Origin of the sequence: Flavobacterium franklandianum (assembly GCF_007097365.1) — a bacterium.
GTDB classification, from domain to species: domain Bacteria; phylum Bacteroidota; class Bacteroidia; order Flavobacteriales; family Flavobacteriaceae; genus Flavobacterium; species Flavobacterium franklandianum.
The window spans coordinates 365,722-386,490 of the sequence record NZ_VJZR01000001.1 but is presented as its reverse complement, the minus strand read 5'-3'; the positions used below and the strand labels follow the sequence as shown (position 1 = coordinate 386,490).

General features: G+C 34.7%; 19 protein-coding genes. 11 read left to right on the top strand and 8 right to left on the bottom strand.

Features of this window, described 5'->3' with window-relative positions; translation table 11 throughout:
* Positions 1–43 precede the first annotated feature (43 nt).
* Both accC and mtgA read left to right on the top strand, forming a co-directional pair.
* Positions 44–1,390 carry an acetyl-CoA carboxylase biotin carboxylase subunit gene (gene accC / locus FNW17_RS01715; protein WP_143390143.1) on the top strand — a complete coding sequence of 449 codons (1,347 nt, stop codon included), beginning with the start codon at positions 44–46 and terminating at the stop codon, positions 1,388–1,390.
* A 127-nt stretch (positions 1,391–1,517) separates the two neighbouring features.
* The gene (gene mtgA, locus FNW17_RS01710; protein ID WP_143390142.1) at positions 1,518–2,258 is read left to right on the top strand and encodes a monofunctional biosynthetic peptidoglycan transglycosylase; all 741 of its coding nucleotides are present in this window, start codon (positions 1,518–1,520) and stop codon (positions 2,256–2,258) included.
* Between the two features lie 71 nt (positions 2,259–2,329).
* Here mtgA and FNW17_RS01705 read toward each other — a convergent pair whose 3' ends face one another.
* The 6 genes from FNW17_RS01705 to FNW17_RS01680 all read right to left on the bottom strand — a co-directional run bounded on the left by FNW17_RS01705 (position 2,330) and on the right by FNW17_RS01680 (position 9,942).
* Entirely contained in the window at positions 2,330–4,549 is a 2,220-nt protein-coding gene (locus FNW17_RS01705; RefSeq protein ID WP_143390141.1) for a TonB-dependent receptor, read from the bottom strand.
* Between the two features lie 69 nt (positions 4,550–4,618).
* A complete protein-coding gene (locus FNW17_RS01700) occupies positions 4,619–4,969 on the bottom strand; it encodes a hypothetical protein (RefSeq protein ID WP_144070736.1) in 351 nt (116 codons plus the stop codon).
* 91 nt (positions 4,970–5,060) lie between these two features.
* A complete protein-coding gene (locus FNW17_RS01695) occupies positions 5,061–6,050 on the bottom strand; it encodes an aspartate-semialdehyde dehydrogenase (protein ID WP_143390139.1) in 990 nt (329 codons plus the stop codon).
* 165 nt (positions 6,051–6,215) lie between these two features.
* Positions 6,216–6,644 carry a large-conductance mechanosensitive channel protein MscL gene (gene mscL, locus FNW17_RS01690; RefSeq protein WP_144070735.1) on the bottom strand — a complete coding sequence of 143 codons (429 nt, stop codon included), beginning with the start codon at positions 6,642–6,644 and terminating at the stop codon, positions 6,216–6,218.
* A gap of 56 nt (positions 6,645–6,700) precedes the next feature.
* A complete protein-coding gene (locus FNW17_RS01685; protein ID WP_144070734.1) occupies positions 6,701–9,142 on the bottom strand; it encodes a bifunctional UDP-N-acetylmuramoyl-tripeptide:D-alanyl-D-alanine ligase/alanine racemase in 2,442 nt (813 codons plus the stop codon).
* A 209-nt stretch (positions 9,143–9,351) separates the two neighbouring features.
* Positions 9,352–9,942 (bottom strand): thymidine kinase, encoded by a 591-nt coding sequence (locus FNW17_RS01680; RefSeq protein ID WP_143390136.1) that lies wholly within the window; start codon positions 9,940–9,942, stop codon positions 9,352–9,354.
* A 248-nt stretch (positions 9,943–10,190) separates the two neighbouring features.
* On the opposite strand from FNW17_RS01680, the gene FNW17_RS16235 reads away from it, so the two are divergent.
* The 4 genes from FNW17_RS16235 to FNW17_RS01660 all read left to right on the top strand — a co-directional run bounded on the left by FNW17_RS16235 (position 10,191) and on the right by FNW17_RS01660 (position 14,030).
* Positions 10,191–11,222, top strand: a complete 1,032-nt coding sequence (locus FNW17_RS16235) for a hypothetical protein (RefSeq protein ID WP_185965254.1) — start codon at positions 10,191–10,193, stop codon at positions 11,220–11,222.
* Positions 11,223–11,927 (top strand): 16S rRNA (cytidine(1402)-2'-O)-methyltransferase, encoded by a 705-nt coding sequence (gene rsmI, locus FNW17_RS01670; protein WP_144070733.1) that lies wholly within the window; start codon positions 11,223–11,225, stop codon positions 11,925–11,927.
* A gap of 181 nt (positions 11,928–12,108) precedes the next feature.
* Complete coding sequence (locus FNW17_RS01665; RefSeq protein WP_144070732.1) at positions 12,109–12,588, top strand: RDD family protein; 480 nt, start codon at positions 12,109–12,111, stop codon at positions 12,586–12,588.
* A gap of 95 nt (positions 12,589–12,683) precedes the next feature.
* The gene (locus FNW17_RS01660) at positions 12,684–14,030 is read left to right on the top strand and encodes a deoxyguanosinetriphosphate triphosphohydrolase (RefSeq protein WP_143390132.1); all 1,347 of its coding nucleotides are present in this window, start codon (positions 12,684–12,686) and stop codon (positions 14,028–14,030) included.
* A 3-nt stretch (positions 14,031–14,033) separates the two neighbouring features.
* Here the strand turns inward: FNW17_RS01660 and FNW17_RS01655 are convergent, their stop codons facing one another.
* Together FNW17_RS01655 and FNW17_RS01650 are read right to left on the bottom strand one after the other, a co-directional pair.
* Positions 14,034–15,068, bottom strand: coding sequence for a DUF3078 domain-containing protein (locus FNW17_RS01655; RefSeq protein ID WP_144070731.1), 1,035 nt, complete (start codon positions 15,066–15,068; stop codon positions 14,034–14,036).
* A gap of 39 nt (positions 15,069–15,107) precedes the next feature.
* A complete protein-coding gene (locus FNW17_RS01650; RefSeq protein ID WP_144070730.1) occupies positions 15,108–16,877 on the bottom strand; it encodes a 1-deoxy-D-xylulose-5-phosphate synthase in 1,770 nt (589 codons plus the stop codon).
* Between the two features lie 184 nt (positions 16,878–17,061).
* Here FNW17_RS01650 and FNW17_RS01645 point away from each other — a divergent pair, with 184 nt between their 5' ends.
* The 5 genes from FNW17_RS01645 to FNW17_RS01625 all read left to right on the top strand — a co-directional run bounded on the left by FNW17_RS01645 (position 17,062) and on the right by FNW17_RS01625 (position 20,717).
* A complete protein-coding gene (locus FNW17_RS01645) occupies positions 17,062–18,168 on the top strand; it encodes a Fic family protein (RefSeq protein WP_144070729.1) in 1,107 nt (368 codons plus the stop codon).
* A gap of 54 nt (positions 18,169–18,222) precedes the next feature.
* Positions 18,223–18,666 (top strand): nucleoside deaminase, encoded by a 444-nt coding sequence (locus tag FNW17_RS01640; RefSeq protein WP_144070728.1) that lies wholly within the window; start codon positions 18,223–18,225, stop codon positions 18,664–18,666.
* Between the two features lie 76 nt (positions 18,667–18,742).
* Positions 18,743–19,642, top strand: a complete 900-nt coding sequence (locus FNW17_RS01635; protein ID WP_144070727.1) for a helix-turn-helix transcriptional regulator — start codon at positions 18,743–18,745, stop codon at positions 19,640–19,642.
* A gap of 68 nt (positions 19,643–19,710) precedes the next feature.
* Positions 19,711–19,968, top strand: coding sequence for a hypothetical protein (locus FNW17_RS01630; protein WP_144070726.1), 258 nt, complete (start codon positions 19,711–19,713; stop codon positions 19,966–19,968).
* A 131-nt stretch (positions 19,969–20,099) separates the two neighbouring features.
* Positions 20,100–20,717 (top strand): uracil-DNA glycosylase family protein, encoded by a 618-nt coding sequence (locus FNW17_RS01625; protein ID WP_144070725.1) that lies wholly within the window; start codon positions 20,100–20,102, stop codon positions 20,715–20,717.
* Positions 20,718–20,769 lie beyond the last annotated feature (52 nt).

The following is a 20,769-nucleotide window of genomic DNA, read 5'->3' as shown; positions in this document are numbered from 1 at the left end:
TAATGCCTAATGGACCTTTGTCTAATTATCTAATTAAAAGATTATGTTTAAAAAAATATTAATAGCAAATAGAGGGGAAATTGCACTTCGTATTATTAGAACTTGCAAGGAAATGGGAATCAAAACTGTTGCCGTTTACTCTACAGCAGATGCAGATAGCTTGCACGTGAAGTTTGCTGACGAAGCCGTTTGTATCGGTCCTCCTCCAAGCAGCTTGTCTTATCTTAAAATGTCGAATATTATTGCTGCCGCCGAAATTACAAATGCCGATGCAATACATCCAGGATATGGATTTCTCTCTGAAAATTCAAAATTTTCTAAAATATGTCAAGAACATGGTGTTAAATTCATTGGGGCATCTCCTGAAATGATTGACAAAATGGGAGACAAAGCTTCTGCCAAAGCTACTATGAAAGCAGCAGGTGTGCCCTGTGTACCAGGTTCTGAAGGATTATTAGAATCTTTCGAACAAGCACAAACACTTTCAAAAGAAATGGGATATCCAGTAATGTTGAAAGCTACTGCTGGTGGAGGTGGAAAGGGAATGCGTGCCGTTTGGGCACCAGAAGAGTTACTAAAAGCATGGGAAAGCGCACGTCAAGAATCAGCTGCAGCTTTTGGTAATGACGGAATGTATTTAGAAAAACTTATCGAAGAACCAAGACATATTGAAATTCAAATTGTAGGTGATTCATATGGAAAAGCCTGTCACCTTTCAGAAAGAGATTGTTCTGTACAAAGACGTCATCAAAAATTAACCGAAGAAACTCCTTCGCCATTTATGACGGATGAGTTGCGTAAAAAAATGGGTGCAGCAGCAGTAAAAGCTGCAGAATACATTAAATATGAAGGTGCGGGAACTGTAGAATTTTTGGTCGATAAACACCGTAATTTCTACTTTATGGAAATGAATACTCGTATCCAAGTAGAACACCCAATTACCGAACAAGTTATAGATTATGATTTAATTCGCGAGCAAATTTTAGTTGCTGCAGGAGTTCCAATTTCTGGTAAAAATTATTTACCCCAACTTCACGCTATCGAATGTCGTATCAATGCCGAAGATCCCTTTAATGATTTCAGACCATCACCAGGAAAAATAACTACGCTTCATATGCCTGGAGGGCACGGAGTTCGTTTAGACACGCACGTTTATTCTGGCTACACTATTCCGCCTAATTATGATTCAATGATTGCAAAATTGATTACAACGGCGCAAACCCGTGAAGAAGCAATAAGCAAAATGAGAAGAGCATTGGACGAATTTGTTATCGAAGGAATCAAAACAACTATTCCTTTCCACAGACAGTTGATGGATGATCCGAGATATATTTCTGGGGATTACACTACTGCTTTTATGGATACTTTTAAGATGAATGATCCAGAATAATAAACTACAATCAAAAATTAAAAACAGCTGCAATTTTATTTCAGCTGTTTTTTTTGTTTATATTTAAATCCTAATTTTGTAACTAAAAAATAAATTTTTATATTTATAAAAAAAGCAGACATACTTAATGGCGACAAAAATAACATCAAAAAAAACGAAACCTTCAGCAAAAAATAACTCAGTTACTTTCAAGAGCAAAGTGTCTCGTTTTTTATTCAAGGCATTATTGTGGTTTTTTGGACTGTCTGTTTTTTTTGTAGTGCTTTACAAATTTGTGCCAGTTCCATTCACTCCGTTGATGGTGATTCGAGCAATAGAAAACAAATTCGACGGAAAGGAAAATTATTTCAGCCACGATTGGGAACCTATCGAAAATATTTCACCTAATTTGCAAAAAGCTGTTATTGTCAGTGAAGACGGGACTTTTTTAACTCATAATGGTTTCGATTTTACGGCCATGCAAAAAGCCTACAAGAACAACGAAAGAGGTCGAAGAATAAAAGGAGGAAGTACCATTTCGCAACAAACCGCTAAAAATGTTTTTCTTTGGCAAGGAAGAAGTTATCTACGCAAAGGTCTTGAAGCTTATTTTACGGTTTTAATAGAATTAATTTGGGGAAAAGAACGCATTATGGAAGTGTATCTTAACAGCATCGAAATGGGGAATGGCATTTATGGTGCTCAAGCCGCAACTCTACATTGGTACAGGAAAGACGCCACAAGTCTTACCAAAATGCAAGCCGCTGGAATTGCAGCCATTTTGCCCAATCCAAGAAAATATTCTGCTACAAGCTCTTCGTCTTACATCAATAATAGAAAAACAAAAATTGTTCGATTAATGCGATACGTTGGCAAAATTGAGTATTAATAAACTACCGCAAATTCACAAATCACAAACTCATTTTAGAATTATCTTTTGCAAATTTGCGGTAAAATATTCTAAATGTTAAAATTCAACCCAAGAATAATATTTCTTCCAATATTAGGAATCCCATCCGTTTTTAAGCGTGATAAATGAGCAATATAACTTTTGTTAAGTAAATTATTTCCGTTTAAATTAATATCAAAAACTGTTTTTCCTAATTTTATTTTTCCTCCAAGACCCAGATTTACCAAAGTATAACCATTAGATTTTGTCTCGAAACCACTTGTATTCTTCTGATTTAAAGTGGTAGAAACATTTAAAGTCGCATAACCACCTTCGAGCCATTTCTTTGTGTTAAACTCCGATCTGATAGTGTTGTTCCAATTGTTGGCAGGAATTAAAGGCAAATAATCGCTCCCGAAACTTCGGGACTGTTTTTTACCCGTAACGGTTTCAAAACTGGTTTCATAATGCAACCAATCCAGCGGATGTGGATGAAAATGGAGTCCGATTTCACCACCAAATAATTTGGCGTTATTTTGAATATAATCGAAAACGGCGTTGTCGTCAATTATTTCTCCATTTGGCGAGGTGTAAATATAATTGTTGATGTGGTTGTAAAAACCGTTAACAAAAAACTCGACATGACTGCTTTTGTACTCTAAATTCAGGTCACTTTGCACATTTTGTTCGGTTTTTAAATTGGAGTTTCCTATTTCATAACGATTCGTTCCTTCGTGAACACCGTTTGAAGTTAGTTCAGCTAAATTGGGCGCTCTGAATCCAGAAGCCACATTCAATCGCAAAGACAAATCCTTGCCTAAATTGGTTTTGTATCCCAAGGACGCATTAAAACTATCGTACGATTTGTCGATGGCTTCAAAAGAACCCTCCTCTCCCAAAATTCCATGTGCTGTTGTCGTAATTTTTCTATTATCAAAACGCAATCCCGCTTGAATTACATTCGATTTCCATTCGTAATTTCCTGTTCCAAAAACACCAAAATCATTGGTTGTGGCATCAGGAATTAAGTATTCTTCACCCGAATTGGCATTGGTTTGAAGCATTCCTTGAATTCCAACGATAGATTCAAATTTACCCAATTGTGGGAAATGGTATTTGGCATCGTAATTAAAAGTATTCAATTTCATATGCAAAACCGCAATATTGCTATCTTCAAATTCACTTCTGTCATTCGAAATATAACCCAAATCGACATCTAGTTTTGATTTTTCGAAAAAGAAAACGTTATTCAAACTCAACAAATGATTGAAAACACCTTGTTTGGGATATTCCGATTTATTGTTTGTGGTTTGTTCCGCGATACCTTCTTCGGGAATTCCTAAATCCAAATCATTATAATTGTATCGAAAAACACTCGAAAATTTTGAATTGCTGTATCCAATTCCAGTTTTGAAATCGGCTTCTTGATATCGCGTATTGGTTACTCTATCGCCGTTTGCGATTTTATAATCGGAATGGGTGTTGAAGCTTCCGCGAGCTAAGAACTTCCAATTTTCGGTGGAAGTTTTTAATCCCAAAGAGGAATTACTTCCCAAAGTATTGGAGAAAAATTTCTGGCTGAAATTAGTTGTAAAAGTACCTGCATTGGCAAATTTTTCAGGATTGAAATACAAAACACCGCCCAAAGCATCCGACCCATAAAGCAAGGAAGCTGGGCCTTTGATGACTTCGACACTTTCGATTCCGGCATCATTCAATCCTAAACCGTGCTCATCGCCAAATTGTTGATTTTCTAATCGAACGCCTTGCGAATAGACTAAAACTCGGTTGCCACTCAAACCACGAATGACTGGTTTTCCGATGGAAGTTCCCGTTGAAACTTGCGAAACTCCAGGAATGGTTGCCAATCCTTCAATCAATGTTGACGTTCCTTTTTGTTGCAATTCCTTGATGGTGGAATGCTCCACTTTCATCACATTTTGTGATTGAATTTTATTGAAAGCCGTTGAAACAATCACTTCGTCCATATGCAAAACGGTTTCTTCAAGAATAATCTCAATAATATTTTCTTTTTTTAGAACATTGATAGTTTTGTTTTGTGTTGCTAATCCTGTGAAGGCAAAGGTTAGTTTTACATTTCCAGTGGGTATGTTCGACAAGGTATATTTTCCGTTTTCATCCGTCGCTGTGCCTTTGTGTAATTCGGGTGCATAGACCGAAACGCCTATTATGGGTTGGTTTTTCGTGTCGGTTATTTTTCCTGTTACAGAATTTTGAGCGGACAGTATAGCTGAAAACCCTAGAAATAGGGCAATTATGAGTTTTTTCATTTGAAATGATTTTATTGTTAAATAGAAAAGTCACACAAAAACATTGCGTCTTAGTGTCTTAGCGGCAAATCAAACAATAAATACGGGAGGAGCACGAAGCGCAAAAAGGCTTCCTTTAAAGAATTGGGTAATCTCTCTGGATTTGAAAAAGGAATATCCTGAAGGAATAGTTGTTTTTTGAAATTCAAAATGATGTATATCCGAAGTTACAAAACTGCTTACGGAAAAATGACACACAAAACAGTGATCAAAACCGTGGTGCTGATGTGTGATTTCTTGGCTTGAAGTGTATTTATGGTGGCATTCTTTTTCGGAAAGTTGTTTGGCCAAATGCTCATAAGTATGCACATATTGAAACAGCATTGAGAACAATACTGCCAGTATCCAGAAAGAATTTAATATGACAAATTTCTTTTTCATCCACTGCAAAGGTAGTTATAACCAATAAAAAATCCAGCTAACTTTAAGATTATTTAAAGTAAACTGGATTTTGTTAAGAATAAAATGGTGTTTACACCAAATTATGCGCCACTAAATATTCAGCAATTTGAATGGTGTTTGTAGCTGCTCCTTTTCTTAAATTGTCAGCAACAATCCACATATTTAATGTATTATCTTGACTTTCGTCACGACGAATTCTTCCTACAAAAACATCGTTTTTACCCTCAGCATATCTTGGCATTGGATAGGTAAATGTGTCTAAGTTGTCTTGAACTACAATTCCATCCGTTTGGCTCAAAATAGTTCTGATGTCATTTACTTCAAAATCATTAGAAAACTCTACGTTTACCGCTTCACTATGTCCGCCTACTACAGGAACACGCACTGCAGTTGCTGTAACTTTGATAGAGTCGTCACTCAATATTTTTTTGGTTTCTTTCACTAATTTCATTTCTTCTTTAGTGTAACCGTTTGGTTCAAAACTATCGCATTGTGGAATACAGTTGCGGTTGATTTTATATTTATAAACCATATCGCCTTCGATTCCTGCACATTCATTTTCGAATTGCTCTACCGCTTTCACACCAGTTCCAGTAATAGATTGGTAAGTTGAAACAATTACACGTTTGATGTTGTATTTTTTATGCAAGGGAGCCAAAGCCAAAACCATTTGTATGGTTGAACAATTTGGGTTAGCAATGATTTTATCTTCTTTTGTTAACTCGTTAGCATTAATTTCTGGAACAATTAATTTTTTAGTAGGATCCATTCTCCAAGCGGATGAATTATCGATGACAGTAGTTCCTGCAGCAGCAAATTTTGGTGCCCAATCTAAAGATGTTTGACCTCCAGCTGAAAAAAGTGCAATATCTGCTTTCATATCGACAGCGGTTTGTAAACCAACTACGGTATGTTTTTCTCCTTTGAACTCAATTACTTTTCCAACCGATCTTTCAGAAGCTACAAGAATTAATTCGGTGTAAGGAAAGTTTCTTTCTTCTAATACTTTTAACATTATTTCTCCAACCATTCCGGTTGCGCCTACAACTGCAATTTTCATAATATATCGTTTAATTTTTTATTTCTTAATTTCAGGTACAAAAGTAAGGAATCTTCAATTTAAAACAAACGCGTTCACAAAAAATAACAAATTGTTATATTTGTAACAAAAAAAGAACCACGCTGTTGAGCGTGGTTTAATTAGAATATATAATGTAGCGGAAATTTATTTTTTTAGCAAATCTCTAATTTGTATAAGTAATTCTTCTTGAGTCAGACCAACTGGTGTGACAGGAACAGCTTCTTCTTTCTTTTTTGTTTTTTCATATGCTTTTAAAACCATAAAAATACAAAAACCAATAATCACAAAATCAAAAATAGTTTGGATGAAAGCTCCATAATTTAGAGCTACTTCTGCAACAGCGGGAACTTTTTCGGCGCCATTTTCCATAACAGGAGGAATACCATCCTGTAACACAACTTTTAAGTTCTTGAAATCTACTTTTCCTAAAAGTAATCCAATTGGCGGCATTAAAACGTCATTGGTAAATGAAGTTACAATTTTTCCAAAAGCACCACCCACAATTACGGCTGTCGCCAAATTTACTATTTCGCCTTTCATCAAAAAGGCTTTAAAGTCGCTTACGAATCCCATATTTATAAGTTTTAAGTTAAAATTATACGAATATAAATATTTTATTTTAAAAACTTTTATTCTCGATAAAAAACTCGTTTGACTCTTTGGGAAATACTAGTCAGAATTTCATAAGGAATAGTTTGTAGTTGCGCTGCAATGTAGGACACGCTTGGGCTTTCGCCAAAAATAATGACAGAATCCCCTTCTTTACAATTGATTTCGCTAACATCTACCATCAACATATCCATACAAATACAGCCAACTATGGCTGCTTTTTGATTATTGATGGTTACAAAACCAATGCTATTGCCCCAATGTCTCGAAATTCCGTCTGCATAACCTATGGGGATAGTGGCGATTTTTGTGGGTCTGTCAGCAACAAAGCGTCTTCCGTAACCCACACTTTCCCCAGCTTGAATAGATCTTATTTGTGAAATAATAGATTTTAATGTGCCTACATTATCTAAATATTTTTGTTCTTCAACATCATTGGAAACACCATAAAGCCCAATACCAAGACGAACCATATCGTATTGTGCTTGCGGAAAATTACTAATTCCCGAAGTATTCAAAATATGACGAATGGGTTTTATTTGCAATTCATTCATCAACTTGGACGACAATATTTCGAATAAATTGAGTTGAGAATGAGCAAATTCTTGATGTTCTAAATCGTCACTTGTTGCCATATGAGATAGAATACTTTTTACGGTTACAAATTTATTGTCTTTTAAAACTGCAATTAATTCGTCTAAATTTTCTTCCTCGAAACCCAAACGGTGCATTCCCGTGTCGAGTTTGATGTGAATGGGAAAGTGTTTTAGTTTTCGCTTTTCGGCAATTTTAAGGAAAGCATTCAAACCTTTCAAACTGTAAATTTCAGGTTCTAATTTGTATTGTATAATCGCCGAAAAACTGGTGGTTTCAGGATTTAAAACCATTATTGGCAAAGTAATTCCCGTATTTTTTAACGAAATTCCTTCATCGGCGAAGGCCACGCCCAAATAATCTACTTTATGATGTTGAAGTAATTTGGCAATTTCAAATCCACCGCTTCCATAACCAAAAGCTTTAACCATAACCATCATTTTGGTGATGGGTTTTAGTTTTGATTTATAAAAACTCAAGTTGTGACTAATTGAATTTAGGTTGATTTCCAACACCGTTTCATGTGTTTTCTCTTCTAATGCAGCAACGATTTCTTCAAATTGAAAATGTCTCGCTCCTTTGATTAGAATGGTTTCATTGATGAAATTTAGATAGTTTAAATTTAAAAAGAAGTCGGACGTGTTTTTAAAAGTGATACAATTTTTGAATTTGTGTTTGAATTCCGAAATGGTTTCACCAATACCAATTACCCGATTTATTTTGTTGGAAGTAATCAACTGTGCAACTTTCGAATACAACTCTTCGTTCGACAAACCACTTTGAAAAATATCCGAAAGGATTACCGTTTTGTTTTTGTACTGCTTTTGGCTTTCCAGAAAATCCAATGCGATTTTCAACGACTGAAAATCCGAACTGTAACTGTCGTCAATCAGTGTGGTATTATTGATTCCGTTTTTAATTTTCAACCTCATTTCAACAGGATAAAGCCATTGCATGCGGTTTTGAATTGTTGATTTGCTGTATTTAAAACTCAATAAAACCATCAAACAAGTAATGGCATTTTCAACCGAAGCCTCATCCTGAAAAGGAATTTGGATTTCTAAATTGTCTTTGTCATTACGGATTTGTAAAACAGTTTTGTCTTGAATGTCTTTTTTTGAAATAAAAACATCTGCAGTTTCATCAGTGTAACTCCAAGAAAATGACTTTATTTTAGATTCAATAAGGCTGTCAACAAGTTTGTTTTTTTGATAAATGATTAGTTTTGAATTTTTAAAAAGTTTTAGTTTTTCCTTGATTTTTTTCTCCAAATCTTCAAAACCCTCATCGTGTGCGGAGCCAATATTGGTAATAATTCCAATGGTAGGACGAATTATCACTTCCAGTTTTTCCATCTCGTTCATTTTCGAAATTCCCGCTTCAAAAATGCCCAGATTGTGTCTGTCATTAATAGAAATTACCGACAGAGGAACGCCAACTTGTGAATTGTAGCTTTTGGGACTTCGAATGATGTTGAAATCGGGACTCATTAGAAAGTTCAACCATTCTTTGACGATGGTTTTTCCGTTGCTTCCCGTCAGTCCAAAAACAGGGAATTTAAAAAGGCTGCGATGATAAGCTGCATATCGTTGCAAGGCCTCTAAGGTGTTTTCGACAACCAAAAAAGTAGCTTTGTTGGATAACTTTTCTGGAATATGAGTTACGACAAAGTTTTGAACGCCTTTTTCGATTAAGTCTGAAATGTATTGATGAGCGTCATTATTTGGGCCAACTAAGGCAAAAAATAATGTTTTTTGATTGTTTTGCAAGGAACGGCTGTCGATAGAAATAGTGTCGATTGTGCCGTTACTGTCTCCAAACCTTTTGGCGTGAAGAATTTTTTCGATATTTTGGATAGATAAAGTCAAGTGTCTAACTTTTTTGTATTGAAATTAAAAATTCGGTGGTTGTCATTACTGGGATTTTGGAGTTTTTTGAAATTAAAAACAACTATCAACCATGACTTTTTTTGTATGTATAAAAGTACAGAATAAAAGCGTACAAGAAATAATAATTAGCTTTTTTCTAACAAAAAAATGATTTCGGAATTCAGAATTTTTAGAGAATTTTAGACAAACTATTTCTCCTCACTCTTTTGCATCGCATAAAAATAAGCTGCTCGACTCAAAGGCTCGTATTCTTCAGTTTCGCCGAGCATAACGAGTTTGTCATTGTCGGTTTTTCTAAAACTGTAATTGGCTAAATTTCCTGTGCGAGTGCAAACCGCATGCACTTTGGTCACATATTCAGCAGTAGCCATCAAAGCCGGCATTGGTCCAAAAGGATTCCCCTTGAAATCCATATCTAATCCAGCGACAATAACACGAATGCCTTGATTGGCCAAATCATTGCAAATTTTCACGATTTCGTCATCAAAAAATTGAGCTTCATCAATACCAACCACATCACAACCTTGTGCCAAAATAGCAATATTGGCGGCTGCAGGAACTGGTGTGGAGCGGATTTGGTTGGCATCGTGTGACACCACCATTTCGTCATGATAACGGGTATCAATTGCAGGTTTAAAAATCTCTACTTTTTGTTTGGCGAATTGCGCTCTTTTTAGTCTGCGAATGAGTTCCTCGGTTTTGCCTGAGAACATCGATCCGCAAATAACTTCAATCCAACCAAATTGTTCTTTATGATTTACTGTATTTTCGAGAAACATTTTGTATTTTTCTGCCTTTAAAAAGGATTAGTTTTTATTACTTTGTATCGAAACAAACCGACATAAAAATTTTCTACTTTTACGCCGTTTCAAAAGTAGAAAATTTTTATCAAATCGAAGATTCACGAACACTTATTTGCAAAATAATAATATTGTGAGTAAAGGTTACTTCTTCCTTAGGCTAAATAAAAAATTAAGAAGACATTTATTAAAAAAGACACACCTTACTCACTATAATTTCAAAAGTTATGAAGAAAAAATTGGAAGCCGACTTAATGAGCATTGCGCACAGAGTTTTGCAAATGAAAAACAAATCCGACATCAATCAATTGTGTATTGAAACACAGAGATTATATGAAAAATTGTCTGTTTTGAGATTTGTCGAAGAACATTTTGATGGAGCAAAACCGACAATTGGTCAAGCCGAAGTTGTGGCAAAAATGAAGCAGTTTTTTGAAGAAAATCATTTCGCAGAAGTTAAGCCAGCGATGACAAAGCTAGAGGTTGTTGTTGAACATGTTGACGAAGAAGAAACTGTACAAGAAATAGAAGAAGAAACTATAGAAGAAATAGAAGAAATAGAAGAAATAGAAGAAAAAGCTGAAGAAGCTGTAGAAGAAGTTGTTGACCAAGAAACTTATGAAGATGAAATTTCAGATGAAGTAAGCTCTCCACTCACCGAAGTTGAATTTAACGAAACAGAACCTGACCAAGAGGACGAAGGCGAAGAAATAATTAAGGATAAGTCAACAAAATTTGATGACCTAGGATTTTTGCCTGCTTTTGAATTAGATATTGAATCTGAGGAGGAGCCAGAAAAACCAAAAAAAGGTGAGTCTATTCAAATTTCTTTTGAAGAGTTGTTGGGAGCAGATTATACCCAAACTCATTTTGTAAAAGTAGAACATAACAAAACTAAGCAGAATCCTTTGGACTTTGAGCTTCCTATTGAAACAAGTATTCAAAAGGAAAGAGAAGATCTTTTGGCTGAAATTCAAATAAGTTCAAAAGATATTGAGCCTATAAAAGGTGCTACAATTGACAAACAAGCAGCTGGAATACCCATTGGTTTGAATGATAGAATTGCTTTTGTAAAACATCTTTTTGGCAATAGTGACGAAGATTATAACCGAGTGATGAATCAGTTAATAACTTTTGACAGTTTTCAAGAAGCTCAAAATTTTATCGAAGATATGGTAAAACCAGATTATGGTGATTGGCAAGGAAAAGAAGAATATGAACAACGGTTTATAGAAATTATTGAAAAAAAATTCGCTTAAATGGGTAAATTATACATTGTTCCAACTCCCATTGGCAACCTCGAAGATATGACTTTTAGAGCCATTAGAATTCTCAAAGAAGTCGATTTGATTCTCGCCGAAGACACTAGAACCAGCGGAAAATTATTAAAACATTTCGAGATTGGCACGCACATGCACAGTCATCATATGCATAACGAACACAAAACAGTCGAGAATTTAATCTCACGTTTGAAAGCTGGAGAAACCATCGCCTTGATTTCGGATGCGGGAACTCCGGCGATTTCTGATCCTGGATTTTTACTTACCCGTGCTTGTGTAGAAAACAAAATTGATGTGGAATGTTTGCCTGGTGCAACGGCTTTTGTACCTGCATTGGTCAATAGTGGTTTGCCCAATGATAAATTCGTTTTCGAAGGGTTTTTACCCGACAAAAAAGGAAGACAAACCCGCTATTTAGCACTTGCCGAAGAAACCCGTACGATGATTTTGTATGTTTCACCACATAAATTAGTAAAAACTTTAGCTGAATTTACGACCTTTTTTGGCGAAGACCGACCAATTTGTGTTTCAAGAGAATTATCAAAACTCCACGAAGAAAATGTTCGTGGAACGGTGCGTGAAGTGTTGACACATTTTGAAAACAAACCACCAAAAGGAGAAATTGTGGTTGTAATTGGAGGTAAAACTATAACAAAGGAGAACAAAAGGAATTCAGATGAATAAATACATCAATGAGTATTCCTAACTAAAAACATTCTCACATAAGAAGGCAATAATAAGGGAATGAAGAGTAAATCAAGAGACGAAAAACAGTATTAAAACCTGTATTATTTCACTTAATTTCACTATATTTGAGGGAGTTCTCGCTATAAAACACTTTTCATAGCAATTAAAATTCTTCAAAATGAAAAATACTGAATTTACGGTTACAGTTGATCTATTGGCAACACGAGGTCAACGTTTAATAAACTGCTTTCTCGATTTGTTGATTGTTCATATTATTATGGGCAGTATTGGGACAACTGTTATCATCATTGGAGATATAACCAATAATTATGAATTGTCAAATTGGATTGAATCAACTACAACTATAGAGAAATTACTTTTTTGGTTCGTAATCCAGTTTCTATACTATTTTTTAACCGAAACCTATTTTTCAAGAACTTTTGCTAAGTATTTTACCCAAACAATCGTGGTTACAAAAAACGGCTCTAGGCCAAATAAAAGGACAATAATCATTCGAACTTTGTCACGATTCATTCCTCTAGAAGCGCTTACTTTTTTAGGAACAAATATCAGGGGTTTGCACGATTTATTTTCAGATACTTATGTGGTGGGAAAACACGAGTTCAATCATAAAAAAGGGGCTGTTGCTTTTCCTTGACGAAACCTAAAAATTTGACTCAGCCTTTATTTTGACGGCAGTTTTTGTTTAATACAACTCCTTTTTATTATATTCGCTACATCTAAAACTGCAGCATGAACTGGGAACAACTTTTATCACTAAAACGCCAAGGCGACACGAGCAAACGACTACGAATAGAACAAGACGACACGCGTCTGGGTTTTGAAGTTGACTATGATCGAATTATATTTTCATCGGCTTTTAGAAGTTTACAGGATAAAACACAGGTTATTCCACTTTCGAAAACTGATTTTGTACACACCCGATTGACGCACAGTTTAGAAGTTTCGGTTGTTGGTCGATCCATTGGTCGATTGGTTGGAAAAAAAATAATCGAAAAATATCCACATTTAAAAGAAATTCACGGTTTTCAGGCGAATGATTTTGGGGCGATAGTTGCTGCGGCTTCCTTGGCACACGACATCGGGAATCCTCCTTTTGGTCATTCTGGCGAAAAAGCTATTGGAGAATATTTTTCTATTGGAAAAGGACAACAATACAAAGAACAACTTTCTACCAAAGAATGGCAAGATTTAATTGATTTTGAAGGCAATGCCAATGGATTTTCAGTCCTTACAGCAAGTCGCCCCGGAATTGAAGGTGGATTGCGAATTTCGTTTGCAACTCTTGGCGCATTTATGAAATATCCTAAGGAAAGTTTACCCAAAAAACCAACACAAAATATCGCTGACAAGAAATACGGCTTCTTCCAATCGGACAAGGATTTTTTTAAGGATGTAGCATCGGAACTGGGTATGATTCCAAATAAAGATGGAAATAACATTGGTTTCGAAAGACATCCCCTAGCCTATTTAGTAGAAGCTGCCGATGATATTTGCTACACAATTATCGACTTTGAAGATGGCATCAATTTAGGTTTAGTTTCTGAAGATTTTGCCTTGGAATATTTAATAAAATTAGTAAAAGACAGCATAGATTCCTCTAAATATAATTCTCTAAGCACCAAAGAAGATAGAATAAGTTACCTCAGAGCATTGGCAATTGGCAGTTTAATCAATGATGCTGTGAAAGTTTTTATCGAAAACGAAGAGGCAATTTTGAAGGGAAGATTCCCTTACGCCTTGACGGACAAAAGCAAGTATAAAGTTCAAATGGACGACATTATCAAGTTAAGCGTCAAAAACATTTATCAAAGTCGCGAAGTCATCGAAAAAGAAATTGTTGGTTACCAAATTATACAAACTTTATTGGATAAATTCATCACCGCTTTCAATAATAAATTTGATGGTAATTCGTCTAATTACGACAAATTATTATTGAAAATGTTACCCGAAAAATTTTTAGAAGAAAAGGATGATTTGTACAAAAGACTATTGCACATTTGTCATTACGTATCCCTTTTGACTGACGGAAATGCCTTGGAATTATACGAGACGATTAATGGTAAAAAAACCAACTGATTTTTAAAAAACATAAACCATACCAACTCCAAGCGATTGTCTTAATTGCAATGTTGGACCACCTGCAACTTTAACACCATCAATTTCATCGTAGGTTATAACATCATCGTCATAAATCGCGTGAGTTCCAATGTTTGCGCTCACATATTGGTTTACAATTAAATCAAATTGCAATTTCCATTCCACATCAATATTCCCGAAATTGTTAATGTAATCAGAGTAAAGACTCAATCGATTTTCCATAGTAATGTTTTTCCAAACCTCTTTTTTATAATAGTTGGTCACTAAAAAGCCGATTTCAGTTTTTGATAGTTTGCCTTCTGAGATTAAATTGCCTTCAGAGTCATAAGTTGCTTTGTTTACTCCAAAAGCGCCTTTATTAGCCAAAGATTGATCTAAAACCAAAGTGCTTTTCATAGTCAATGGAGAAATATAAACATCAAATTTATTTTCTTTGTCGAAATAATCTGCGCCAGCCCCGAGGAAAGTATATGCAGGTGCAAATGGTTTAGAAATTGGAGTGGAGGTATCAGGGTATTTATAACCGTTGGAAAATTGAGTATTAAAATTAATTTTACAGGTATAGTACCAATTCGACAGAGGATCTTTTCTGTAGCCAAAAGTGGAATTAAATCGAAGTTCATCATCCGCCTTTCTGACCGTTAAACCATCTTGTTTATTAATACCGTATCGAACGATTAATTCATTAACCCATTTACTGTTTTCTGAAGTGTATGTTCTGAAGAAGTTTCCTTTAAACAGACCTGAAATGGAGCTAACTCCACCAGCATTCCAATTTATAAATGCAATTTCGCTAAGGTCAAAACCAACCGTGTTTTTACTGTGCCAAGCCGATACAGGAAATATAGGTAAAGGCAATCCTGTTTTTATTTTTATTGTCGCCGTTATTGTTGCTGTTGCAACGGCTGTTACGGGTTTTATTTCTATGACTACAGGTGTTATTAGAGAATCTTGTGAATAACAATTTGTGCAAATTGTGATAAAAATTAGGATTAAGAAGTTGTGAAGTATTTTCATTATAATTTATTATATTTAAATTGGTAAAAATAATTAATTTTAATAACTTGAAAAAATAGTCGATAAGCTACTAACGTCTATTTTACAATATTGTTGTAATTCGTTTACAGTTCCTTGTTCAATAAATTCGTCAGGAATTCCAAGGGTTTTTATGCTTGAGTTATAGTTGTTTTTAGCTGCGAACTCTACAATAGTCGTGCCAAAACCGCCTTTAATAACGCCGTCTTCAATGGTAACTATGTTTGTAAAATCCTTGAAAATACTGTGTAACAATTTATTGTCCAAAGGTTTAACAAAAGAAAAATCGTAATGTGAAAAATTTTCTGGATGATTCATTTCGGCTAAGGCCAAAGTTACGTTGTTGCCAATGGTTCCGTTGGATAATATCGCCACTTTTGTTCCTTCTTTAAGGCAATTTGCTTTACCTATTTCAATTTTTTCATACGGCTTCTGCCAATCTACAATTTGTCCGCGACCTCTCGGATAACGAATCGCAATAGGATGATTCAATCCCAATTGAGCAGTATATAAAATGTTTCGGAGCGCAATTTCATTTAGTGGCGAATACACAATCATATTGGGAATACAACGCAAATAAGCCAAATCGAAAACACCCTGATGAGTCGCTCCGTCTTCGCCAACCAACCCTGCCCTATCCAAACAAAAAATTACGGGTAAATTCTGCAAAGCTACGTCGTGAATGACTTGATCGTAGGCGCGTTGCAAAAAAGTGGAATATATATTGCAAAAAACTACCATTCCCTGAGTCGCCATTCCTGCTGATAAAGTAACTGCGTGTTGCTCGGCAATACCCACATCAAAAGCGCGTTTTGGGAAAGCATCCATCATAAATTTCAATGAACTTCCTGACGGCATTGCAGGTGTAATTCCAACAATTTTTTCATTGGCTTTAGCCAAATCTAAAAGTGTTAATCCAAAAACATCCTGGTATTTTGGAGGAAGATTCTCTTCTAATTTTGGATGAATTTCTCCGGTGCTGGCATCAAATTTTCCTGGTGCGTGGTATTTTACTTGGTCGTCTTCGGCTTGTTGTAAGCCTTTTCCTTTTGTGGTAATCAGATGCAGAAATTTTGGACCTTTTATTTTTTGTAATCGTTTTAATTCCTTTAGAACTGCAAAAATATCGTTGCCGTCAATTGGCCCTGAATAATCAAAGTTCAAAGATCGAATCATATTATTTTTCCGTGGATTTTTTCCCTCTTTTACAGCAGTGAGATAATTTTTCAAAGCTCCAACGCTTGGGTCAATCCCAATAGCATTGTCATTAAGAATTACCAATAAATTAGCATCGGTAACGCCGGCGTGATTCAATCCTTCGAATGCCATTCCTGATGCGATGGAAGCATCGCCAATTACAGCAATATGATGTTTATCGAAATCTCCTTTTAAATTAGAAGCTATCGCCATTCCCAAAGCTGCCGAAATAGAAGTTGAAGAATGACCTACCCCAAATGCATCATAAACACTTTCACTTCGTTTTGGAAACCCAGAAATTCCATTAAGTTGGCGATTAGTATGAAAATTTTCTCTTCTTTCGGTCAATATTTTATGTCCATACGCTTGGTGGCCAACATCCCAAATCAATAAATCATTTGGAGTATCAAACACATAATGCAAAGCAATCGTGAGTTCTACAACACCAAGGCTGGCGCCTAAATGTCCTTCTTTTACTGCGACAACACCAATAATAAAATTGCGTAATTCCTGAGCTACTTGAGGAAGTTGGACTTCGTCGAGTTGACGTAAATCAGTTGGATTGTATATGTGTTCGAGTAAGTTGGTTTTCATTGTAATTTAAAAAGCGAATTTACGGTTTTAATTTGAAATTTGTTTTTGAATGCATACGACAATTTATAATTGGAACTTGAATCTTTCGTAAAATTGACAATATCTAATAAATGAGGCGATTAATTACGTTAATCACCTCAAAAAATGATTATATTTGAGGCGATTAACGTAATTAAATGCATCAATGAAATACAATTGGCAACATCCAAATTGGCAAAACTTTCTATTTAATGATACTGTAATAGACTCATTGTGTATGGAATTTGCATTAGAAACAGGAGAACTAAAAGGTCTTGTAGATTCTTTGTCAAGTGAAATACAACAAGAAACTATATTGCAGTTTATGATTTCAGAAGCTATTAAAACTTCAGAAATAGAAGGTGAATTTTTTAGCCGTCAAGATGTAATGTCCTCGATTAAGAAAAATCTAGGAATTGGAGATTTTTTTGGTCAAATTAGAGATAAAAATGCACAAGGAATCGGAAAGTTGATGGTGACGGTTCGGAATTCCTATTCCGAAAAACTGACTGAATTTACGATTAAGCAATGGCACACAATACTTATGGAATATTCCAAGCGTGTTAGCCCCGGCGAATATAGAATTGGCGTGGAGCCGATGCAAATTGTTTCAGGAAGTTTTGGAAAAGAAATCATCCATTTTGAAGCGCCACCATCAAGTCAAGTTCCTATTGAAATGGAAAAATTTATTAAGTGGTACAGCGATTTTGAAGTAAAAGCAACAGATATTAAAAGTATATTGATTAAAACTTCTATTTCGCATTTATATTTCGAGAGTATTCATCCTTTTGAAGATGGGAATGGTAGAATTGGACGCGCAATTGCCGAAAAGTGCCTTTCGGAATCTTTAAACCGACCAGTGTTAATGAGTATTTCAAGTACTATCGAAAAAGACAAAAAACAGTATTACGAATCCTTGAAGCTAGCTCAAAGAGCAATAGAAATTACAGATTGGATTCTTTATTTTTCTACATTAATTTTAGATTCTCAGAAAAACGCTAAGCAAACCGTGTTATTTACGTTAAACAAAACTAAGTTTATTGATAAGTTTAAAAATCAAATGAATGACAGACAAAATAAGGCTGTTTTGAAAATGTTTGAAAATGGTATTTTTGGTTTCGAAGGGGGTATGACAGCAATAAAATATGTTTCCATCACAAAAACTTCTAGGGCAACGGCTACAAGAGATCTGCAAGATTTGACAGAAAAAACTATTCTAACTCCAAGAGGAGAAGGTAGAAACCGACGCTATAACTTGAATTTGATAACCTAAAAACAGTTTTGAATTTCAATATTGAAAACAGTATAAAACAGTATTTTTGCAACTATGGAAAACCCTTTCACCGACGAATATTTTATGAAGAAAGCCTTGCAAGAGGCTGAAATGGCTTTTGAAAAGGATGAAATTCCCGTTGGTGCCGTAATAGTAATCGACAATAAAGTCATTGCGCGGGGTCATAATCTTACCGAAATGCTGGTTGATGTTACCGCTCACGCCGAAATGCAAGCGATAACAGCTGCTGCCAATTTCTTAGGAGGAAAATATTTAGTGGGTTGCACATTATATGTTACGCTGGAGCCTTGCCAAATGTGTGCCGGCGCTTTGTATTGGAGCCAAATTTCGAAAATTGTTTTTGGAACCAGTGACGAACATCGCGGTTTCGAAAAAATGGGAACACAATTGCACCCAAAAACTACTGTGGTTCGTGGTGTTTTGGCGAATGAAGCAAGTGAATTGATGAAAAGGTTTTTTGCTAAGAGGAGAAAATAATTTCATTTTTAAAAAATTATAACGACATATATTGGCAGACAAATGAATTATCTTTGAAAAATAAATCTAACTTATTATGTCAAAATTAATTTATTTTAAAAGGTATTTATACGTTACCGACCGCTTGAGAAGCAGGCCTTGTAGTTTTAATGAATTACAGGAGTATGTAATTCGAAAACTCGAAAATGAGGATATCGATACCAATTTTGAATATGCCATTCGTACTTTTGAGCGGGATAAAAAAGATATTCTGACATTATTTGGAATTTCAATTGAATATAATCGAAAAGATAAAACTTATAACATCGACGAAGAAGAAATCGAAGACCAATCTGTAACAAGAATGATTGATGCTTTTTCGATACATCACGCACTACAAGAGGGAAATAAATTATCGCCAAGCATTTTTTTGGAGAAACGAAAATCATTGGGAACGGAACACATTCACTGCATTATTCACGCCATTCAAAATGGGTATATCCTAAAATTTACCCATAAAAAACATTGGGAAGACGACATAACCCAGCGAGAAGTAAAACCCATTGCCATCAAGGAATCGCAGCAAAGATGGTATTTGATTTGTTGGGATAAAAAAGATGAAACTGTAAAAACTTTTGGACTAGACCGAATCTCCAATCTGAAAATTACCGATACCAAATTTAAACCTATTGCTTTTAATGTTGAAAAAGAGTTCCGAAACGCTTTTGGAGTATTACGGGACGAACCTGCCGAAAAAGTGATATTAGAATTTACCAAACAACAAGGCAACTACATCAAAACGTTTCCGTTGCACGAATCCCAACGCATTGTCGAAGAAACAGAAGATGAAGTCATTCTTGAAATTTTCATTCACACTACCAATGATTTTATTATGGAATTGTTGAAATACGGTAGTGAAGTTGAAGTTTTAGAACCGCAAAGTCTGATTGGTATTATGAAAGGAAAACTCGAACAAATGAAAAGGTTATACCAATAAAAATTGGACAACTATAGATTTTGAAACTGTACAGGTTATAGGAATGAATTGTAAGAGCAAAAATAATTATGACAAAAGAAGATTTGGTAATTGAATTCCACAAAAAAATAGATAAAGTTGAAAAAGAATTCTTTGACAATATAGTCTCAAGAAGAAAAGCTCAAGATGAATTATGGGATAATTTTTATAGAGAATATGAGGGAATACCAACGCCATACAATACTAATCCTGAATATATATCGGTTCCTTTTTATTTTGAATTCTATATAAAAGGACACAGATGTAAAATTGCACAAAGTTTTGAAATTGTAGTTTATAAAGATTAGAAATATCTCAATCCTTGAAATAATACGATAAGTTATTGCATAGTTGAATAAGCAGTGAAATTTGTTTAGAATAACCCTGAAATATAAAATAAGCTAGAAAACATTTGATTTAAAATAAAAACAAAAAAAATATGGACAAAGTGTGTTTTATTCCGTGGATTGGAGATACCTGCATAGAAAAGGGGTATTTAGGAAAAAGAATATTAATTTTAGGGGAAAGTCATTATTGTGAAGAGTGTGATTTATGTGGAAATATAAAGTGTAATATTACAATTAACGTTACAAGACGATTCTTAGATAATAAAAAAGGTATAGGCAAATTTGAGCATTGGATGAGAACATTTACAAGATTTACTAATGTTTTTTTAGGAGAGAAAGTAGATAATGAAAAGTTAATTAATTTTTGGAATTCAATTATGTTTTACAATTATGTTCAATTAGCAACCAGTGGACCGCGTATTTCTCCATCACCTGAGGCTTTTTCTTCTAGTGAAGAAGCTTTTTTTGAAATCTTAAGAAAATATCAACCGGATTTAATAGTAGTTTGGGGGGAAAGATTGTGGGGAAAACTTCCCAAAAGTGTTAACTTTAAAGAGGATGATATTTTAGATAATAAATTTGGAAAGTTGTATTATTATAACGTATTAAATAAAGAAATTCCAGCTTTTAAAATTTATCATCCTTCCTCTTCCTATTTTGGATATAATGCGACAAAATATTTAAAAGAAGCTTTAAATAGAATAAAGTAAGCTCTAATATTTAATATCCATTTTCAAAACCTTTTCAATATTTTCGGTTTTT